General features: G+C 71.8%; 16 protein-coding genes and 1 pseudogene. 10 read left to right on the top strand and 7 right to left on the bottom strand.

Annotated elements, in window-relative coordinates:
* Window positions 1-452: 452 nt before the first annotated feature.
* The 8 genes from hemL (at window position 453) to ACIGO8_RS32120 (ending at window position 8,741) form a co-directional block, all read left to right on the top strand.
* Window positions 453-1,760: a glutamate-1-semialdehyde 2,1-aminomutase gene (gene hemL / locus ACIGO8_RS32085; protein WP_399737990.1), complete on the top strand. Its 1,308-nt coding sequence runs from the start codon at window positions 453-455 to the stop codon at window positions 1,758-1,760.
* Complete coding sequence (locus ACIGO8_RS32090) at window positions 1,757-2,485, top strand: histidine phosphatase family protein (protein WP_399737992.1); 729 nt, start codon at window positions 1,757-1,759, stop codon at window positions 2,483-2,485. The genes hemL and ACIGO8_RS32090 overlap by 4 nt, the downstream gene beginning before the upstream one ends.
* Before the next feature lie 199 nt (window positions 2,486-2,684).
* Window positions 2,685-3,938, top strand: coding sequence for a hypothetical protein (locus tag ACIGO8_RS32095; protein WP_399737994.1), 1,254 nt, complete (start codon window positions 2,685-2,687; stop codon window positions 3,936-3,938).
* A 77-nt stretch (window positions 3,939-4,015) separates the two neighbouring features.
* Window positions 4,016-4,636: a TlpA family protein disulfide reductase gene (locus ACIGO8_RS32100; RefSeq protein WP_399737996.1), complete on the top strand. Its 621-nt coding sequence runs from the start codon at window positions 4,016-4,018 to the stop codon at window positions 4,634-4,636.
* Window position 4,637: 1 nt separating this feature from the next.
* On the top strand, window positions 4,638-5,375 hold the full coding sequence (locus ACIGO8_RS32105; protein WP_399737998.1) for a cytochrome c biogenesis CcdA family protein: 738 nt from the start codon (window positions 4,638-4,640) through the stop codon (window positions 5,373-5,375).
* 10 nt (window positions 5,376-5,385) lie between these two features.
* Window positions 5,386-7,089 carry a cytochrome c biogenesis protein ResB gene (locus ACIGO8_RS32110; protein WP_399738000.1) on the top strand — a complete coding sequence of 568 codons (1,704 nt, stop codon included), beginning with the start codon at window positions 5,386-5,388 and terminating at the stop codon, window positions 7,087-7,089.
* Window positions 7,086-8,165, top strand: a complete 1,080-nt coding sequence (ccsB, locus tag ACIGO8_RS32115) for a c-type cytochrome biogenesis protein CcsB (protein WP_399738002.1) — start codon at window positions 7,086-7,088, stop codon at window positions 8,163-8,165. The genes ACIGO8_RS32110 and ccsB overlap by 4 nt, the downstream gene beginning before the upstream one ends.
* Before the next feature lie 45 nt (window positions 8,166-8,210).
* The gene (locus ACIGO8_RS32120; RefSeq protein WP_399738004.1) at window positions 8,211-8,741 is read left to right on the top strand and encodes an SRPBCC domain-containing protein; all 531 of its coding nucleotides are present in this window, start codon (window positions 8,211-8,213) and stop codon (window positions 8,739-8,741) included.
* 60 nt (window positions 8,742-8,801) lie between these two features.
* Here the strand turns inward: ACIGO8_RS32120 and ACIGO8_RS32125 are convergent, their stop codons facing one another.
* The 5 genes from ACIGO8_RS32125 to ACIGO8_RS32145 all read right to left on the bottom strand — a co-directional run bounded on the left by ACIGO8_RS32125 (window position 8,802) and on the right by ACIGO8_RS32145 (window position 14,853).
* Complete coding sequence (locus ACIGO8_RS32125; RefSeq protein WP_399738006.1) at window positions 8,802-10,343, bottom strand: ABC transporter substrate-binding protein; 1,542 nt, start codon at window positions 10,341-10,343, stop codon at window positions 8,802-8,804.
* A gap of 4 nt (window positions 10,344-10,347) precedes the next feature.
* Entirely contained in the window at window positions 10,348-12,414 is a 2,067-nt protein-coding gene (locus ACIGO8_RS32130) for a hypothetical protein (protein WP_399738008.1), read from the bottom strand.
* 128 nt (window positions 12,415-12,542) lie between these two features.
* Window positions 12,543-13,451, bottom strand: a complete 909-nt coding sequence (locus ACIGO8_RS32135; RefSeq protein WP_399738010.1) for an isopenicillin N synthase family dioxygenase — start codon at window positions 13,449-13,451, stop codon at window positions 12,543-12,545.
* Window positions 13,444-13,890: a nucleoside deaminase gene (locus ACIGO8_RS32140; RefSeq protein WP_399738012.1), complete on the bottom strand. Its 447-nt coding sequence runs from the start codon at window positions 13,888-13,890 to the stop codon at window positions 13,444-13,446. Before ACIGO8_RS32140 ends, ACIGO8_RS32135 begins: the two co-directional genes overlap by 8 nt.
* 117 nt (window positions 13,891-14,007) lie before the next feature.
* Window positions 14,008-14,853, bottom strand: coding sequence for an NAD(P)H-binding protein (locus ACIGO8_RS32145; RefSeq protein WP_399738014.1), 846 nt, complete (start codon window positions 14,851-14,853; stop codon window positions 14,008-14,010).
* A 153-nt stretch (window positions 14,854-15,006) separates the two neighbouring features.
* Here ACIGO8_RS32145 and ACIGO8_RS32150 point away from each other — a divergent pair, with 153 nt between their 5' ends.
* Both ACIGO8_RS32150 and ACIGO8_RS32155 read left to right on the top strand, forming a co-directional pair.
* Window positions 15,007-15,498, top strand: coding sequence for a MarR family winged helix-turn-helix transcriptional regulator (locus tag ACIGO8_RS32150; protein ID WP_399738016.1), 492 nt, complete (start codon window positions 15,007-15,009; stop codon window positions 15,496-15,498).
* 69 nt (window positions 15,499-15,567) lie between these two features.
* Window positions 15,568-16,563: a DMT family transporter gene (locus tag ACIGO8_RS32155; protein ID WP_399738018.1), complete on the top strand. Its 996-nt coding sequence runs from the start codon at window positions 15,568-15,570 to the stop codon at window positions 16,561-16,563.
* Here the strand turns inward: ACIGO8_RS32155 and ACIGO8_RS32160 are convergent.
* Both ACIGO8_RS32160 and ACIGO8_RS32165 read right to left on the bottom strand, forming a co-directional pair.
* Window positions 16,475-17,350 (bottom strand): annotated as a pseudogene (locus tag ACIGO8_RS32160) (LysR family transcriptional regulator); the annotation flags it as partial. The gene ACIGO8_RS32155 and the pseudogene ACIGO8_RS32160 sit on opposite strands and share 89 nt — an antisense overlap.
* On the bottom strand, window positions 17,350-17,751 hold the full coding sequence (locus ACIGO8_RS32165) for a PLD nuclease N-terminal domain-containing protein (RefSeq protein ID WP_399738021.1): 402 nt from the start codon (window positions 17,749-17,751) through the stop codon (window positions 17,350-17,352). The gene ACIGO8_RS32165 and the pseudogene ACIGO8_RS32160, both read right to left, overlap by 1 nt.
* Window positions 17,752-17,837 lie beyond the last annotated feature (86 nt).

The raw sequence follows: 17,837 nt of genomic DNA on the forward strand, positions 1-17,837 counted from the left end.
GGGCGTCGGGGCCCGTCGGCTCGTTCTTCGGCTCGGCAGGCCGCGACTGATCCCCGGTCCTCGGGTCGTTCGCCCTCGGTTCTTCCGTCCTCCGGCGCCGGTGCCTCCCCCGCCGGACAGGCTCGGGACCCAGGTCGTCAGTCCCCTCGCCCGGTCCGCCACCGCGATGCATATCTCCACCCGACTGCTGTTCCGGACCGCGCGTCTGCGCCGCGCGGCCCGATCATCGTGACAGTGACCTCCCCCAGGGTCCTGCGGTGAAACACCTGTCCGCAAGATCGCCGTGGCCTCTGACACCATGGATTCCGTGAGCCATCCCTATGACGCCCCAGTTTCGCAGACGCCGCGGGCGGCCGCCCCGGCATAACGCACGGGATGCCCACACCGTCCGCCCGTCCGCCCTCGCTTCCGCCCTCCGTACCCGAACGCCGTTCTCGCAGGTCAGGATCACAGTGCCGTATTCATACGAAGCCCCAGTCTCACAGACGCTTTTCGACCGCGCCTCCCTTGTGACGCCCGGCGGCGTGAACTCACCGGTACGAGCCTTCCGGGCCGTGGGCGGTACGCCCCGGTTCATGGTGTCCGGCACCGGTCCGTACCTCACCGACGCGGACGGTCGCGAGTACGTCGACCTGGTGTGCTCGTGGGGACCGATGATCCTCGGCCACGCGCACCCCGAGGTGACGGCCGCGGTGCAGGCGGCGGTGGCGCGCGGCACCTCCTTCGGCACGCCGGGCGAGGGCGAGGTCGCGCTCGCCGAGGAGATCGTGGCGCGGATCGAGCCGGTCGAGCAGGTGCGTCTGGTGTCGTCCGGGACCGAGGCGACGATGTCGGCGATCCGGCTGGCCCGCGGCTTCACCGGCCGCGCCAAGGTGATCAAGTTCGCCGGCTGCTACCACGGTCACGTGGACGCGCTGCTGGCCGCGGCCGGCTCGGGCGTGGCCACCTTCGGTCTGCCCGACACGCCCGGAGTGACGGGCGCGCAGGCCGGCGACACGATCGTGCTGCCGTACAACGACCTGGAGGCCGTGCAGGAGGCCTTCCACCGTCACCCGGGCGAGATCGCCTGTGTGATCACCGAGGCCTCCCCGGGCAACATGGGCGTCGTCCCGCCGAAGCCCGGCTTCAACCAGGGCCTGAAGGACGCGTGCGCGAAGAACGGCGCGCTGTTCATCTCCGACGAGGTCATGACCGGTTTCCGCACCTCGCGGGCCGGCTGGTACGGCGTGGACGGCGTGAAGCCGGACCTGATGACCTTCGGCAAGGTCATGGGCGGCGGCTTCCCGGCCGCGGCCTTCGGTGGCCGCGCCGACGTCATGGGCCACCTCGCCCCGGCCGGCCCCGTCTACCAGGCCGGCACCCTGTCCGGGAACCCGATCGCGACCGCCGCCGGCCTCGCGCAGCTCCGGCTGCTCGACGACGCCGCGTACGAGAAGGTCAACGCGGTCTCGAAGGAGATCCAGGGCCTGGTCACCGAGGCGCTCGCCAAGGAGGGCGTGGCGCACCGGCTGCAGACCGCGTCCAACATGTTCTCGGTGTTCTTCACCTCGACCGAGGTGCGCGACTACGACGACGCGAAGAAACAGGAGGCGTTCCGCTTCAACGCGTTCTTCCACTCGATGCTGGCCGACGGCGTGTACCTGCCGCCGTCCGCCTTCGAGTCCTGGTTCGTGTCGGCCGCCCACGACGAGCGCGCCGTCGAGCGGATCGCCGCCGCCCTGCCGGCCGCCGCCCGCGCCGCCGCGGAGGCGACCGCATGAGCGCGAACCACACCGGGAACCACACCGCGAACGAGACCGCGGCCGACACCGCGAAGGACGTCACCGTCGTCCACCTGGTGCGGCACGGCGAGGTGCACAACCCCGACGGTGTCCTCTACGGGCGCCGCGCCGGCTACCACCTGTCCGAGCTGGGCCGGCGGATGGCCGACCGGGTCGCCGAGCACCTGGCCGACCGGGACATCACCCATGTCGTCTCCTCCCCGCTGGAGCGGGCCCAGGAGACGGCCGCCCCGATCGCCAAGACGCACGGTCTGGACCTGGCCACGGACGAGCGGCTCCTGGAGGCGGCGAACGTCTTCGAGGGCAAGACCTTCGGCGTCGGTGACGGCGCGCTGCGCAAGCCGGGCAACTGGAAGCACCTCACCAACCCGTTCAAGCCGTCCTGGGGCGAGCCGTACATCGAGCAGGTGGTCCGGATGATGGCCGCGCTCGACGCGGCGAAGGACGCGGCGCGCGGGCACGAGGCGGTCTGCGTGAGCCACCAGCTGCCGATCTGGATCGTGCGCAGCTTCGTGGAGAAGCGCCGCCTGTGGCACGACCCGCGGCGCCGGCAGTGCACGCTGGCCTCGCTGACCTCGTTCACGTACCAGGGCGACCGGATCGTGTCGGTGGGCTACAGCGAGCCGGCCCTGGACCTCGTGCCGGCGCATCTGCGGGCCGGGGCGAAGCCGGTGAAGGGCAAGGCCAAGGCGTTCGGGGCGTAGACACCGGGCCCGGCCGGGAGTAGACCCTCGGCGAGGAGCGGACCACCCTCAGGGCGGTCGGACGACGATCTGTCGTTCGGCCGCCCTGAAATTCTTGTGCGAATTTCCGGAACCTCCGTGTTCCTCCCGGCATCTCACTCATTGTCGGTTTGGATGACGTTCAGGTCTTACGTCTTACGTCAGCGCGAATGGGGATGTCATGCGCGGGATCAATCGAAGGAGTCTGCTCGGGGCGGGGGTCGGTGCCGCCGCGGCGCTGGGCATGGCGGCCTGCACCAGTAACGGTCAGGACGAGCCGGGACGTTCCGGGCCGGGCCGGGGCGGCGACGTCTCCGGCCGGCCGGAGACCTCCGCCACTCCCACCCAGGACGACGGCCGCCCCATCGGTGACGGTTCCACCTCCGACACCGGAAAGCAGCCGAACCAGCCCGACGCGCCCGTGCCGCTGGAGCCCGGACAGACCCCGCCGCAGTTCGTGATCTTCTCCTGGGACGGTGCCGGCGAGGTCGGCAACGGCCTCTTCCCGCGCTTCTTGGAGCTGGCCAAGAACCACGACGCCGCGATGACCTTCTTCCTCTCCGGGCTCTACCTCCTGCCCGAGTCGAAGAAGGACCTCTACCGCCCGCCGAACAACCGCGTCGGCGCCTCCGACATCGGCTACCTCACCGACGACCACATCAAGCAGACGCTGAAGTACGTCCGCCAGGCCTGGCTCGAGGGCCACGAGATCGGCACCCACTTCAACGGCCACTTCTGCGGCGGCTCCGGCTCCGTCGCCAACTGGACGCCGGCCCAGTGGCAGAGCGAGATCGACCAGGCCGTCGGCTTCGTCACCAAGTGGCGGACGAACACCGGCTGGACCGACGTCGACCCGCTGCCCTTCGACTACACCAAGGAGCTCGTCGGCGGCCGCACGCCCTGCCTGCTCGGCCAGGACAACCTGCTGCCCACCGCCAAGCGCCTCGGCTGGCGCTACGACGCCAGCTCGCCCGGCGGCCGCCAGATGTGGCCGGTCAAGCGCGGCGGCGTCTGGGACCTGCCGCTGCAGGCCGTGCCGTTCCCCGGCCACTCCTTCGAGGTCCTGTCCATGGACTACAACATGCTGGCCAACCAGTCGAAGAACTCCACCAAGGGCATGCCCTCGCGTTATCCCGGCTGGCGCAAGCAGGCCGCCGAGGCCTATCTGTCCGGATTCCGCCGCGCTTACGAGTCCAACCGCGCGCCCTTCTACATCGGCAACCACTTCGAGCAGTGGAACGGCGGCATCTACATGGACGCCGTCGAGGAGGCCCTGAAGGGAATGGCCGGCAAGAAGGACGTCAGGCTGGTCTCCTTCAAGCAGTTCGTCGACTGGCTGGACGTCCAGGACCCGAAGATCCTCGCCAAGCTCCGTACACTCGAAGTCGGCCAGTCCCCGGCGGGCGGCTGGAACGCATTCCTCCGGCCCGCTTAAGAGATCTTGACAAGGGGCTTTACGGGCACGTAGGGGGGTGCCCAAGATCCCCGAATCGCCCATGCGAAACTTTTCACATGAGCCATGACCGTGCCCCTCGCCGCCGCACCCCGCGTCGCACCCTGCTGGCGGCCGGAACCCTGGCCGCCGCGCTCGCGCTGACCGCCTGCAGCTCCGACTCCAACGGCAAGTCCGGCGGCGGGGGCGACACCAACTTCGTCACCAACACCGGCGGCATCTCCACCGTCGCCAAGGGCGAGCGCAAGCCGATCCACACGCTCGCCGGGCAGACCCTCGACGGCAAGCGGCTCGACGTCGCCGACCTCAAGGGCAAGGTCGTGGTCCTCAACGTCTGGGGCTCCTGGTGCCCGCCGTGCCGCGCCGAGGCACCGCATTTCGCCAAGGTCGCCGCCGACATGAAGGCCAAGGGCGTGGAGTTCGTCGGACTCAACACCCGCGACTCCGACACCTCGAAGGGACTCGCCTTCGAGGACGAGTTCGGCGTCCCGTATCCCAGCCTCTTCGACCCGACCGGAAAGCTCATTCTCTCCGGATTCCCGAAGGGCTCGATGAATCCGCAGGCCATTCCGTCCACCATCGTTCTCGACAAGGACGGAAAGATCGCCGCGCGCTCGCTCATGGCGCTCGACGAGGCCAAACTGCGCTCCATGATCGAGCCCCTGGTCGCGGAGAAGTGACGTGAACGACACGGTATTCAGCGGGGCCCTCGTCCTCGCCCTGCCCGTCGCCGTGCTCGGAGGACTCGTCTCCTTCTTCTCGCCCTGCGTGCTGCCGCTCGTCCCCGGCTACCTCAGTTACGTGACCGGCGTCACCGGCACTGACCTCGCCGAGGCCCGGCGCGGCCGGATGACCGCGGGCGCCGCCCTCTTCGTCCTCGGCTTCTCCGCCGTCTACGTCTCCGGCGGCGCCCTCTTCGGCGGCTTCGGCTGGACCCTCCAGCAGCACAAGGACACCCTCCGGATCGTCCTCGGCGTCTTCATGATCGCCCTGGGCGTCTTCTTCATGGGCCTCATGCCCTGGTTCACCCAGCGCGAGTTCCGCTTCCGCAAGAAGCCCACCGCCGGCCTCGTCGGCGCCCCCGTGCTCGGCGCGCTGTTCGGCATCGGCTGGACCCCGTGCATCGGCCCCACGCTCGCCTCCGTCAACGCCCTCGCCCTCGAGCAGGCCAGCGCCGGCCGCGGCGCCGTCCTCGCCCTCGCCTACTGCCTCGGCCTCGGACTGCCCTTCGTCCTCACCGCCGTCGCCTTCCGCAAGGCGCTCGGCGCGTTCGGCTGGGTCAAGAAGCACTACGCGTGGGTCATGCGGATCGGCGGCGGCATGATGATCCTCACCGGCGTCCTGCTCCTCACAGGAGCGTGGGACAGCATGGTCTCCACGATGCAGAGCTGGTCCGACGGTTTCACGGTGGGGATCTGAGAGTTCCGAGATGAGCAAGACAGACACCAAAGAGCAGGACGGCAGCCTCGGCGAGGCCGGGGCCCAGCTGTCCACCGCACCCGCCGAGGACACCGCCGTCGGCGGCCCCACCCTCGGCGTCATCGGCTGGATCCGCTGGTTCTGGCGGCAGCTCACCTCCATGCGGGTCGCGCTGATCCTCCTCTTCCTGCTGTCCCTCGGCGCCATCCCCGGCTCCCTCATCCCGCAGACCAGCGCGGACGAGCTGAAGGTCGAGCAGTTCAAGCGGGCCCACGAGACCCTCACCCCGCTCTACGAGAAGCTCCAGCTCTTCGACGTCTACAGCTCGGTGTGGTTCTCCGCGATCTACATCCTGCTGTTCGTCTCGCTCATCGGCTGCATCGTGCCCCGCACCTGGCAGTTCGTCGGCCAGCTCCGCGGCCGCCCGCCGGGCGCGCCCAAGCGGCTGACCCGCCTGCCCGCCTACACCACCTGGCGCACCGAGGCCGATCCCGAGCAGGTCCGCGAGGCCGCGCTCGGCATCCTCAAGGGACGCCGCTTCCGCGCCCACACCGTCGGCGACGCCGTCGCCGCCGAGAAGGGCTATCTGCGCGAGACCGGCAACCTCCTCTTCCACCTCGCGCTCATCGTCATGCTGGTGGCCTTCGCCTGGGGCCAGCTGCTGAAGTCCGAGGGCGGCAAGCTGATCGTCGAGGGCGACGGCTTCGCCAACACCCTCACCCAGTACGACGACTTCAAGTCGGGCTCCTGGTTCGGCGTCGAGGACCTGCCCGCGTTCGGTTTCAAGCTGAACGAGTTCACCGGCACGTACGAGCAGAACGGCCCGCAGCGCGGCACCCCGCGCACCTTCGAGGCCGGCGTCACCTATTACGAGGACGGCGGCCCCGAGAAGAAGGCCGTCATCCGGGTCAACGAGCCGCTGAAGGTCGGCGGCTCCAAGGTCTATCTGATCGCCCACGGCTACGCGCCCGTGGTCACCGTCCGCGACGGCCGCGGCAAGGTCGTCCTGCGCGACGCCGTGCCGCTGCTGCCGATCGACAACAACATCACCTCGACCGGCGCGATCAAGGTCATGGACGGCTACCGCGACAAGGACGGCAAGAAGGAGCAGCTGGGCTTCCAGGCCTTCTTCGTGCCGACGTTCGCGGGCGCCGGCAAGGGAACGATGTTCTCCCAGTTCCCCGCGCTCGACTTCCCCGTCATGGCGCTCACCGGCTTCCACGGCGACCTGCGCGTCAACTCCGGCCTGCCGCAGAACGTGTACCAGCTCGACACCTCGAAGATGAAGCAGTTCGCGGTCGACGGCGGCACCGGCAAGGCCAACCGGCTGCTGCCGGGCGAGACCATGACGCTGCCGAACGGCGCCGGCTCGATCACCTTCGAGAAGGAGATCAAGGAGTGGGCGAGCTTCCAGATCTCCCAGCAGCCCGGCAACGGCCTCGCCCTCGCGGGCGCGGTCGCCGCCATCGCCGGACTCGCCGGCTCCCTGTTCATCCAGCGCCGCCGCGTCTGGGTCCGGGCCGTGCGGGGCAAGGACGGTGTCACCGTCGTGGAGATGGCCGGCCTCGGCCGGAGCGAGTCCGCCAAGCTGCCCGAGGAACTGGCCGACCTCGCGGTCACGCTCAACGGCCGGGCGCCGACCGCGCCCGAGCCCGAACCTGCAGAAGAACCCGCCGGCGAACCTGCCGCGAAGTCCGAAGGGGCTGAGAAGTGATCCTCGCCGCCGAGACCAACCAGAGCCTGGCGCAGCTGAGCGACCTGCTCGTCTACTCGTCGATGGCCGTCTACACCCTGGCCTTCTTCGCCCATATCGCCGAGTGGGTGTTCGGCAGCCGCAGCAAGGTCGGCCGCACCGCCGCCGCGCTGACCGCCCGGCAGCCCGCGGCCCCGGCCGTGACCGTGCGGACCAAGGCCGCCGGCGGCACCGCCGTGCTCGACAAGCCGAAGGTCGTCACCCGCGCCGCGGCCGGCGCCCGGGACGTCCCGGACGGCCCCGGCGCGGCCGGCGGCACGGTCAAGGGCGACCTGTACGGCCGGATCGCGATCTCGCTGACCGCGCTCGCCTTCCTCGTCGAGGCGGCCGGCGTGGTCAGCCGCGCGCTGTCCGTGCAGCGGGCGCCGTGGGGCAACATGTACGAGTTCTCCACCACCTTCTCCACGGTGGCGGTCGGCGCGTACCTCGGCTTCCTCGTCGCGAAGAAGAACGTCCGCTGGATCGGACTGCCGCTGGTCACCACCGTCCTGCTGGACCTCGGCATGGCCGTCACCTGGCTGAAGACGCCCAGCGACCAGCTGGTCCCGGCGCTCGACTCGTACTGGCTGTGGATCCACGTCTCCACCGCCATCTTCTGCGGCGCCGTCTTCTACCTGGGCGCCGTCGCCACCCTGCTCTACCTCTTCCGCGACGCGTACGAGAACAAGCTCGCGACCGGCGGCAACCCGGGCTCCTTCGCCCGCTCCGTCCTGGAGCGCCTGCCGGCCGCCGCCTCGCTCGACAAGTTCGCCTACCGGGTCAACGCGGCGATCTTCCCGCTGTGGACCTTCACGATCATCGCGGGCGCGATCTGGGCCGGTGACGCGTGGGGCCGCTACTGGGGCTGGGACGCCAAGGAGGTCTGGTCCTTCATCACCTGGGTCGGTTACGCCGCGTATCTGCACGCCCGCGCCACCGCCGGCTGGAAGGGCCGCAAGGCCGCGTACATCGCGCTCATCGCCTTCGGCTGCTTCCTCTTCAACTACTACGGCGTCAACATCTTCGTCAGCAGCAAGCACTCCTACGCCGGCGTCTGACCGGCTGGGCTCGCGACCGAAGGGCCCCGGGGCCACGCTGGAGACATGAGCGACATCCCCCGGGGCAGGAGCGAGACCCACGAGGACGGCACGCACCTGCTGCGCTACACCGTCGAGATCCCGCACCCGCCGATCGCGGTGTGGGCCGCCGTCGCCACGCCCGAGGGCCTGCCGTCCTGGCTCTGCGCCGCGGACCCGCTGGAGCCGCACCTGGGCGGAAAGGTCACCCTGCGCTGGCTCAACAGCGACACGGTCGTCTCCGGCCGGGTGACCGCCTGGGACCCCGAGTACGTCGCCGAGTACACGGTCGAGCCGCCGCACGGCCGGATCCGTTTCCATCTGGAACCGGGCCCGGACCACGACGAGTCGACCGTGCTGCGTTTCACGGCGGAGTTCGGCGGCACCCGCGAGGCCAAGCTGGACATGCTGGCGGGCTGGCACGACCACCTGGAGCGGCTGCGCGCCGCGCTGGACGGGCGCCCCACCGACTGGCGCGACTGGACGCCCGAACGCTGGCGCGCACTGCGCGAGCTGTACGAGCGGGACGACGCGCCCTGGCCCAAATGGGTGCCGTAAACACCGGATGGCGCCCCGAGCGCCGGGCGCGCGCCCCGCTCGCGTGCCCGGCTCGCGTGTTCAGCTCCTCCTCGGCGGCAGGCAGCTCGCGGCCGGCGGCGCGCCCTCCGGCCAGGCGATGGCGACGAAACGCTGGGAGCCGTCCTGGGCCAGCTCCACGATCGGCACCGCCTTGTTGTACGGGTTGCCGAAGTTGTCCAGGCAGATCCAGCCGCTCGCGCCCTGTACCCGCAGCGAGCCCTTGACCTGCGGCCACTGGGTGGGCACGTCGGCGAGCTCCGGGTAGGCGGAGCCGTCCGGAGTGGCCTGGCGGATGGCGTGGACGGCCGTCGCCATCGCGTCGTACGCGACGATCGCCTGCCCGTCGGCGAGCGCCACCGGCTGCTTCGCCGCGCGGGCGATGTCCGTCACGAACGTCTCGTACGCCACCGTCGAACCGCCCGTCGCCGGCAGCTGCCGCCCGGCCGCCGGCCGCCAGGCGTCCGGGTGGGCGAGTGAGGCGTAGCGGACGGTCAGCCGCGCCTTGAGCGCCTGCCGGTTGAGCTTGCGGTCGGCGCCCAGGTAGGAGCCCTCGTCGCCGGTGAGGACGGTGAAGGAGCGCTCCGCGCAGCCGCGCGCGCCGAGCGCGTTGATGAACTGGCGCAGCTGGGTGTGGCGGCCGGCGAAGAACACCGTCTCGGCCCGGGTGTCGCAGATCAGGTGGGTGATCTGCCGGAAGGTGTTGGCGGTGGTGCCCTCGTCGGTGGGATCGGCGGGCGAGGTGAACAGCTGCGGCTCGTAGGGCGCGCCCTTGAGCGAGGCGGCGAAGGCCGACTTGAGGGTGTCGGTGTAGTGGTCGCCGGTGCGGGTGTCCTGGACGAGCAGCGCCTTGGCGGCGTCGACCCGGCCGAAGTGGGCGAGCGCCTTGGCCTCGTCGCCGTTGGTGGGCGAGACCCGGGCCAGGCCGGGGAAGCGGTTGTGGCCGGGGCCCGGCCCGTTGGCGATGTCGTCGGCGGTGATGGTGGTGCCGACCACGGCGATGCCCGCGCCGGTGAGGGCGGCCACCGCCCGCCGTATCTCGGCGGAGGAGGTGGCGACGCCGGTGACCGCGCGCAGCCGGTGCGGGGCGGCGGTCATCGCCTTGAGCTGTTCGACGGTGGTCTGCCAGAAGGCGTTGTTCCGGCCGGTGTTGGCGAGCACGAGCCGGATCTTCGGGGTCTCGCTGTTGGACTCGTGGTTGGCCCGGTACTGGCGGGCGTAGGCGCCCTGCACCTCGTGCAGCACCTTGACCCGCATGCCGGGATCGGGCGAGGTGAGCGGCAGCAGCACGGCGACGGTGGTGTACTCGTCGGGCTTCAGCGTGGCGTTCTCGCGGCCGATCAGACCGGCGACCTCGGCGAGTTCGGGCACGCCGAAGGCGTAGCCGTCGTCGCCGTTGACGCCGACGCACTCCTCGGAGCCCTGCGGGCGGGTGACGCCCGGCGCGCAGGAACGGTCCTCCGGAGTGGTCCACCGCTTCACCGCCCAGCCGAGCGGCACCCCGACGACGAGAAGGGCGAGGACGGCGGCGATGAACTTCTGTCTCGGGGTGTAGAGGTAGCGGTTGCGCAGCCGGTTGGCCATCGGCTCAGACTCCGTCCTCGCGGCCCGGCGGCAGCGACGGCCGCCGCCAGGCGTGAATGTCCCTCGGCCAGTGGGTGGCCGCGTCCCACAGCGGGCTGTTGCCCGTCAGATGGCGCCCGGACAGCTGCCGCAGCTCGTGCGCCAGCTTCTCGGTCACCTCGTCGTCGGGCAGGGCCAGTGGATCGGTCAGCAGCCATACGGCGTGCAGCAGGCGCCGTACGGACAGGTGCAGCGCGGTCGACTCGGCGTCGAGCCCGTCCGGCAGCCGGCCGGGCGCCTGCTGCCCGAGCGCGACGGCCCGCCGCGGATCGGGCCCGGCGGCGTGCGGGTCGCGCGGGTAGGGTGCGGAGGCCACGAACCGGAGCCGGCCCAGCCAGCCCACCACGTCCGGCTCGGGGAACGTGGCGCGCAGATGGCTCACGGCCCCTTCGACGCGGCCCAGGGCGAGTTCGTGGAACAGCCGGTAGGGCAGGTCCGCGTCCCGCCGGTAGTGCGCGTGCAGCGTCTCGTGCACGGCGCGCCAGGCGGCGTGGTGCGGGTGGTCGGCGTCCCCGAAGCGCAGCCGGTGCAGCAGCAGGGCGCGCAGCAGCGGGTCGGCGACGAAGTGTTCCGGGCCCTCCGGCCAGTCCTCGGCGCGCAGCCGGTCGCGGACCTGCAGCGCCATGTCGCCGTCGCGGGACTCGGTGTGCAGCCGGGTGCGGGCGAGCAGCCGCGCCGACTCCTCGTCGTGGGCGGCGGCGAGCACGGTGAACGGCTCGGTGCGGGGCTGCGGGAGCAGCGCGCCGAGCAGCGCGGGCGCGACGGCCACCGGCGGGGCGTCCTCGCGCAGCTCCACCGTCAGGTCGAGCAGCGCGCCGGGCGTGAGCCGCGGCCGTACGGCGCGCGGGGCCTCGGCGGCGGCCTGCCCGAGCAGCATCACGCCGAGCGGCCGGCCGCCGGTGAGCCGGTGCACACCGCGCGCCAGGTCGGGCGGGGTGAGCCCGGACGGGTCGAGCCGGTCGAAGGCGGCCTGGGTCTGGGCCGGGGACAGCGGCGTCAGGTCGACGGCGAGGATGCCGGAGGTGACGTCGCCGCCGCGCGGGGCGGCGGCCCGGTGCGCGGTCTCCGGCAGCCTGAGCCGGTGGGCGTGGCGCAGGCCCTCGTGCTCGCGCAGCCGGGAGGCGGCGAACACCACGACCTTGTCGCGGCGGCCGTCGTGACGGGCCCGCAGGATCGGTTCGACCAGGCGCCGGCCCAGCTCGCCGTGCGCGTTGTCCAGGAGCAGCACGGGCCGGCCGCGCCGGGTGCCGACCCGGGTGAGGCCCTTGTAGGCCTGTCCCAGGTCCTCGACGAGCGCGGCCACGAGGAAGTCCTCGGCCTCCCGGCGGCGCCGGCCGCCCTGCTCGAAGTCGACGGCGAGCTGCTGGAGGCCGGCCTTGCCGCGGCCGCCCGCGTTGCGGTAGGCCCCGTACCAGCTCTCGGACCGCTGCTGGACCCGGCCGAAGACCTCCTCGAGGACGGTCTCGACCGTCGCCTCCGCGAGGAGCCCGGCGAGCGGGGCGGCGGCGTCGGCGAAGGTCGCGGCCAGTTTGGTGAGGACCTTGGTGACCCAGTTCGTCGCCGCGCCCTTGGTGGCGTCGACGGTGGAGAGCACCGGGCCGAGCCGCTGCAGGTCCCGCTGGGCCCGCTCCTCGTCCTCCTGCGTCCAGCCGGTCGAGGCGACGGCGACCAGACCGAGCGAGAGCCGCGGGAACTGTACGGGCTTGGCGCCGGTGACCCGCGGCGACAGCTGGACGGCCAGCTCGGCGAGCGCGCCGGTCACCTCGGTCCAGCCGGGCCCGTGGTCGGCGGGCGGCTCGATGCGCGCGCAGTCGACGAGCGCCAGCGGAGTGGCCAACTTGTAGGTGGTGCGGAGCTGTTTGAGCAGGGCGGTCTTGCCCATGCCGCGGCCGCCGGTGAAGACCACGACCGGCGGGTCGTCGCCGTGCTCGTACGGCACGCGGGCGAAGCCCTCGCCGCCGAGCCCGATCAGCCGCGCGGCGAGCCCCGTGCGCTGGAGCACCGCCTCGCGGCCATAGAGGACCCTGTCCACCCCGCCACCCCCCGTATCCCCACGAGACGTGCCCCGTCACATCATCAAGTCTGAATTATCAACGGGTAGTTGTGCTTCGGCCAGGTTTTTCGGGAGCTCGGCGGGACACTCCTGAGGGGCGGCGGAGTTCACCCGGCGGTGATCGCGTCGAGCTGGGCGCGCAGATACGCGTGGGACTCGATGCCGCCGATCGTGGTGCCGGGGTCACACTCGTAGAAGTAGACCAGCGACATCAGCTCCTCGGCGGGTGCGTCGGCGGGCGGCGGCAGCACCCGGTGCCGGCCCGAGCGCCAGCGGCCGCCGGTCCAGCTCGCCATCAGGTCACCGATGTTGACGGTGAAGGCGGCCGGGTCGTACGGGGCGTCCTGCCAGCCGCCCGCGTCCGTGTACAGCTGCAGCCCGCCCTTGCCGTGCTCGCGGTCGAGGATCGTGACGGTGCCGAAGTCGGTGTGCGGGCCGATCCGGAACTGGCCCGGCTCGGGCTCGCCGGTCCGCTCCCGGCCCGGGTACCAGTTGACGTTGAAGCCGAAGGTCGGGTGCCCGGTGTGCCGGGTGAAGAAGTCCGCGCCTTCTCCGAGGGCGAGCCCGAGCAGGTCGAGCACGTGGTCCGACAGGGCCCGCATCCGCTCCAGGTAGGCGGTCACCAGCGGCTTCAGCTCCGGTGTCTCGGCGGGCCAGGTGTTCGGCAGGAACCACTCGGCGTCGACGGCCGGGTCGCCGGTCGGCTCCTCCGCCGCGAACGACAGCGACTCCTTCAGGTCGGGCGGTGTCGCGGTGCCCTCCGCGTAGCCGTTGGCCTCGGCGCCCGGCCCGAGCCAGCCGCGTCCGCCGACCTTCACGGCGTAGCGCTCCTTCACCTCGGGCGGCAGGTGGAAGAACGCCCGGGCGCTCCTGCGGATCGCCGCCCGCAGCTCGGGCTCCACGCCGTGCCCGCTGACCAGCAGGAACCCGGCTTCGCGCAGGGCGCGGTCGACGGCGGGCAGCTGCCCGGCCGGGTCGCGCCCGAGGTCGATCACCGGAAGTCTCGCCTCACTCATCGCCGATGTCCTCGTTCCACAGCTCGGGGTGCCTGCCGATGAAGTCGCGCATCAGCGCGGTGCAGACGGGATCGTCGAGGACCAGGACCTCGGTGCCGTGCTCGGCCAGCCAGTCGTGGCCGCCGTGGAAGGTCTCGGCCTCTCCGACCACCAGCCGCGAGATCCCGAACTGCCGGACGAGACCGGAGCAGTACCAGCAGGGCGAGAGCGTGGTCACCATCGTCGTGCCGCGGTACGAGCGCTGCCGGCCGGCCGCCCGGAAGGCGTCGGTCTCGGCGTGCGCCGACGGATCGCCGTCCTGCACCCGCCGGTTGTGCCCGCGCCCGAGCAGCCGCCCGTCGGGCCCGTACAACGCGGCGCCGATCGGGATCCCGCCCTCGGCGAGCCCGGCCCGCGCCTCGTCGAGCGCGACGCCGAGCCACTGACGCACCTGGTCCATGTCCTGGACTCTTCCCCGGCGCGGGGCGGTGTCACGCCTGGTGGCGGTGGGGCTGCGCCGTGCGGGGCACGGGAGCGGACTCCCGAGGCCGGCGCCTGAGGCCGGCGCCTGAGGAGGTCAGTGCTGGGCGGCGAAGGCGTCGGCGTGGTCGCGGGCCCACTGCCGGTAGGTGCGGGCGGGGCGGCCGAGGAGGGTCTCGGTGGTGTCGGCGACGGTGGCCGGCCCGTGGCAGGCCGCGGCCCAGTAGTCGAGCAGCGAGGCGACCACGGGCGCGGGCATGAAGCGGCTCATCTGCCGCTCGGCCTCGGCGCGGCTGGTGTGTTCGACGGTGACGGGCCGGCCGAGGACCTCGGACAGGGCGGCCAGCTGCTCGCGGAAGGTGAGCGACTCGGGTCCGGTGAGGGTGAGCGCGCGGCCGGTGAGAAGGTCGCCGGTCAGTGCCGCGAAGGCGATGTCGGCGATGTCGTCGGGATGGACGGGCGCGAGGTGCGCGTCGGGATGGGCGAGCTGGACGGGCAGGCCGCCGCCGATGGCGTGCGCCCAGGCCAGGGAGTTGCTGGCGAATGAGTCGGCCCGCAGGAAGGTGTGGGTGAGGCGGGAGCCGGCGAGGGCGCGCTCGACGGTGAGGCTGTGGTGCGCGAGCGGGTCGGTCTCGGCGTCGGGGCCGAGGACCGAGGCCGAGGAGAGCAGGACGACGTGGGTGACGCCCGCGGCCTCGGCGGCCTTGATGAACGCGTGGATGCCGGCGGGGTCGGGATAGAGGAAGACCTGGTCGACGCCGCGGAGCGCGGTGTCGAGGCCTTCGGGGCGGCCGAGGTCGAGGCGGACGGTCTCGACGCCGTCGGGGACGGCCGGTCCGGCCGGGTGGGCGCTGGCGGCGCGGACGGGCCGGCCGGCGGCGTGGAGGCGGGCGATGACGCCCTGGCCGACCTGGCCGCGGGCGCCGGTGACGAGCGTGGTCATGGGGAAGCTCCTTGGTTCGTCCTTCAGCGGGACGTCGCGCGATCGTTGAGCATCGAGGATTGCTTGTGCTTAGACATATGCATGCTCGCATGCACACATTTGAAGTTCAACACGAATATTCACGGCCGCATCCATGTCGGTACGATGGGCGGCATGACGAAGCGAGAGCCGCAGACGGCGGAGGAGCTGCTGAACGCCGTGGGCCCGGCCTTCGGGAAGCTGCGGCGCTCCTCACTCCTGGAGGTCGCCGGCCCGATCTCCGAGAAGGACCTCAGCCGCACGCTCGTGCTCAGGATCGTCCTGGAGGCCGAGCAGGAGCGGACCGGCGAGATCACGGTCGGCGCCGTCGCCCGGCACCTCGGCGTGGACCCGTCGGTGGCCAGCCGCATGGTCTCCGACTGCATCGCGGCCGGCTATCTCGTACGGGCCGCCTCCCAGCAGGACGGCCGCCGCACCGTGCTCCACCTCAGCCCCGAGGGCCGGGAGCTGATGGCCCGGTTCGCCCGCCACCAGCGCTCCGCCTACGACCAGGTCACCGCGGACTGGAGCGAGCACGAGCGCCTGGAGTTCGCCCGCCTCATGATCAAGTACGTCGCCTCCCAGGACGGCCTCAGCCGCCGCGCCGAGGAGCATCGGCGCGGCTGATGGGCCCATCGGCAGCGCTGCCCACTGGCCCGTGGACCGGACACCCGCCCCGTTCGTAGCGTCATGGGCATGGAAAACGTGACCAGCGCGAACCAGATCCGGGGCACCCTCGAACTCACCCTCGCCATGGTGCTGTCCGGCACCCTCGGCATCTTCGTCGTCGAGTCGGGCGCGTCCCCGTTCAACGTGGTGTTCTTCCGGTGCGTCTTCGGGGCCGTCGCCCTCGGGCTCTACAGCCTGGTGCGCGGGTTCTTCACCGGGCACGGCCTCACCCCGAGGAAGCTCGGGCTCGCCGCGCTCGGCGGGGCGTTCATCGTCTTCAACTGGGTGCTGCTCTTCGAGGCGTACGAGGCGACGTCCATCTCCTTCGCCACCGTCGTCTACCACACCCAGCCGTTCTTCCTGGTGCTGCTCGGCGCCGTCGTGCTGCGCGAGCGGATCGGGGCGGCGAAGCTCGGCTGGCTCGCGGTCGCGTTCGCCGGGCTCGTGCTGGTGTCGGGCGTACGGCCCGGGGACACCGCCTCGCTCAAGGGCCTCGGCCTCGCGCTCGGCGCGGCCGTGCTCTACGCCCTGTCGACGATCGTCACCAAGCGGATCACCGGCGTCCGGCCGCACCTGGTCGCCCTGGTCCAGGTCACCGTCGGCATCCCGCTGCTGCTGCCCTTCGCCGACTTCGGCGAGGCCGCCGCGCTCGGCGCCGGCTGGGGCTGGCTGGCGGGCCTCGGCCTGATCCACACCGGTGTGATGTACGTGCTGATGTACGCGGCGTACGCCAAGCTGCCCACCGCCCGGATCGCCGTGCTCGCCTTCACCTACCCGGCCGTCGCGATGGTCGCCGACTGGGCCGTGTACGGGCACCACATCGGCCTCGTCCAGGCGCTCGGCGTCCCGCTGATCGTGCTCGCCAGCCTCCGGGTCACTCTGGCCGGGAAGCAGGTGAAGCAGGGGCAGCAGGTGCAGCAGGGGAAGCCGGCGGCTCCTCGCGGACGAGTCGTCGCGTCTGCTCCACGAACAGCCGCACATGCGCCGGAAGCCGCTTCCCCCGCCGCCACGCGATCTGCGTGAAGAGACGGAACGTCGGCTCCCAGTCCAGCGCCACCAGCGCCCCGGACACCAGTTCCTCGTGGACGGTGATCCGGGGCAGCAGCGCGATCCCGAGGCCGGCGGCCACGCCCCGCTTGCTGGCCTCGATCGTGCCGTACTCGGTGAAGACGGCGCCGTAAGGCCTCAGTTCGGCCTCGAAGAGGTCCCGGTAGGCGCAGCCCGGTTCGGTGCCCACGAGCCCGGTGGCCGCCAGGTCCGCGGCCGTCAGGCCGCCGCGCCCGGCCAGCGGATGGCGCGGCGAGGCCACCAGGACCAGCGGCTCCTCCGTCAGGACCTCGCTCTCCAGGCCCTCGTGCTCGGTCTCCCGCTCCATCAGCAGCCCGAGGTCGTACGTGCCCTGCCGCAGCGCCTGCCGGGTGGCGTCGCCGAGCGTCGGCCGCAGCGAGAGCCGCACGGCGGGATAGCGGTGGTGGAACAGCTCCAGGAGCGGCGGCAGCCGGTAGGACGTCAGCGACTCCATGGTGCCGACGGAGATCGTGCCGGCCGGTTCGTCACCGGCCGTGACCGCGGCCCTGGCCTCCTCGGTGAGGGCGATGATCTGCCGCGCGTACGGCAGCAGCCGCTCACCGGCCTCGGTGAGCCGGATGCGGGCGCCGAGCCGCTCGAACAGCTCGGCGCCGAGCGAGGACTCCAGCGCGCGGACCTGCGCGGTGACGCTGGACTGCGCGTAGGCGAGTTCGGCGGCGGCCCGGGTGAAGGACAGGACGGTGGCGACCTTCTCGAAGGTGACCAGGAGCCGCAGCTCCATCAGTTCTCGGTGTCCTTCTCGCCGCGCGGATGCTCCTGCTCGCGCCGCTTCAGCTCCTCCTCGCGGCGGCGCAGGTCGGCCTCCCAGTCCTTCAGGAGCGCCTCGTCCTTCTTGTTCTCCTCCTTGAGGGACCTCAGGAACTCGGGGTTGTCGTCCGGCGCGACCCACTCGTGACGGTGGTTGCGGTGCCACTCGCTCGGCGTGCGGCCGCCGGCCGGCGGGCGGCGCAGCTTGCCGGCGGCGAACCAGACGATCGGGCCGACGATCCAGAAGAGCAGGATGATGATGACCCAGACCACCTTGGGCAGGTGCTTGACCTCGTCCTCCGGCGTGTTGAGGCAGTCGATCAGCGAGTAGATGACCAGCGCCAGCGGCAGGATGAACATCAGTGCCCTGAGCATGTGGGACGGCCCCCTGGAGGTGACGGCGGGCCGGTCGACGCGGCCCCGGTGAGGGGTTCAGGTTATCGGGTGACCGATACTTGCCC

Source organism: Streptomyces sp. NPDC053493 (genome assembly GCF_044544825.1).
Lineage (GTDB): Bacteria > Actinomycetota > Actinomycetes > Streptomycetales > Streptomycetaceae > Streptomyces.

Coding starts and splice junctions, on each gene's coding strand:
- ACIGO8_RS32110 (WP_399738000.1), top strand. CDS start 5,386: ATGAGCAAGACAGACACCAAAGAGCAGGACGGCAGCCTCGGCGAGGCC.
- ACIGO8_RS32135 (WP_399738010.1), bottom strand. CDS start 13,451: ATGAGTGAGGCGAGACTTCCGGTGATCGACCTCGGGCGCGACCCGGCC.
- ACIGO8_RS32100 (WP_399737996.1), top strand. CDS start 4,016: ATGAGCCATGACCGTGCCCCTCGCCGCCGCACCCCGCGTCGCACCCTG.
- ACIGO8_RS32095 (WP_399737994.1), top strand. CDS start 2,685: ATGCGCGGGATCAATCGAAGGAGTCTGCTCGGGGCGGGGGTCGGTGCC.
- ACIGO8_RS32155 (WP_399738018.1), top strand. CDS start 15,568: ATGGAAAACGTGACCAGCGCGAACCAGATCCGGGGCACCCTCGAACTC.
- ACIGO8_RS32090 (WP_399737992.1), top strand. CDS start 1,757: ATGAGCGCGAACCACACCGGGAACCACACCGCGAACGAGACCGCGGCC.
- ACIGO8_RS32145 (WP_399738014.1), bottom strand. CDS start 14,853: ATGACCACGCTCGTCACCGGCGCCCGCGGCCAGGTCGGCCAGGGCGTC.
- ACIGO8_RS32120 (WP_399738004.1), top strand. CDS start 8,211: ATGAGCGACATCCCCCGGGGCAGGAGCGAGACCCACGAGGACGGCACG.
- ACIGO8_RS32165 (WP_399738021.1), bottom strand. CDS start 17,751: ATGCTCAGGGCACTGATGTTCATCCTGCCGCTGGCGCTGGTCATCTAC.
- ACIGO8_RS32140 (WP_399738012.1), bottom strand. CDS start 13,890: ATGGACCAGGTGCGTCAGTGGCTCGGCGTCGCGCTCGACGAGGCGCGG.
- ACIGO8_RS32125 (WP_399738006.1), bottom strand. CDS start 10,343: ATGGCCAACCGGCTGCGCAACCGCTACCTCTACACCCCGAGACAGAAG.
- ACIGO8_RS32150 (WP_399738016.1), top strand. CDS start 15,007: ATGACGAAGCGAGAGCCGCAGACGGCGGAGGAGCTGCTGAACGCCGTG.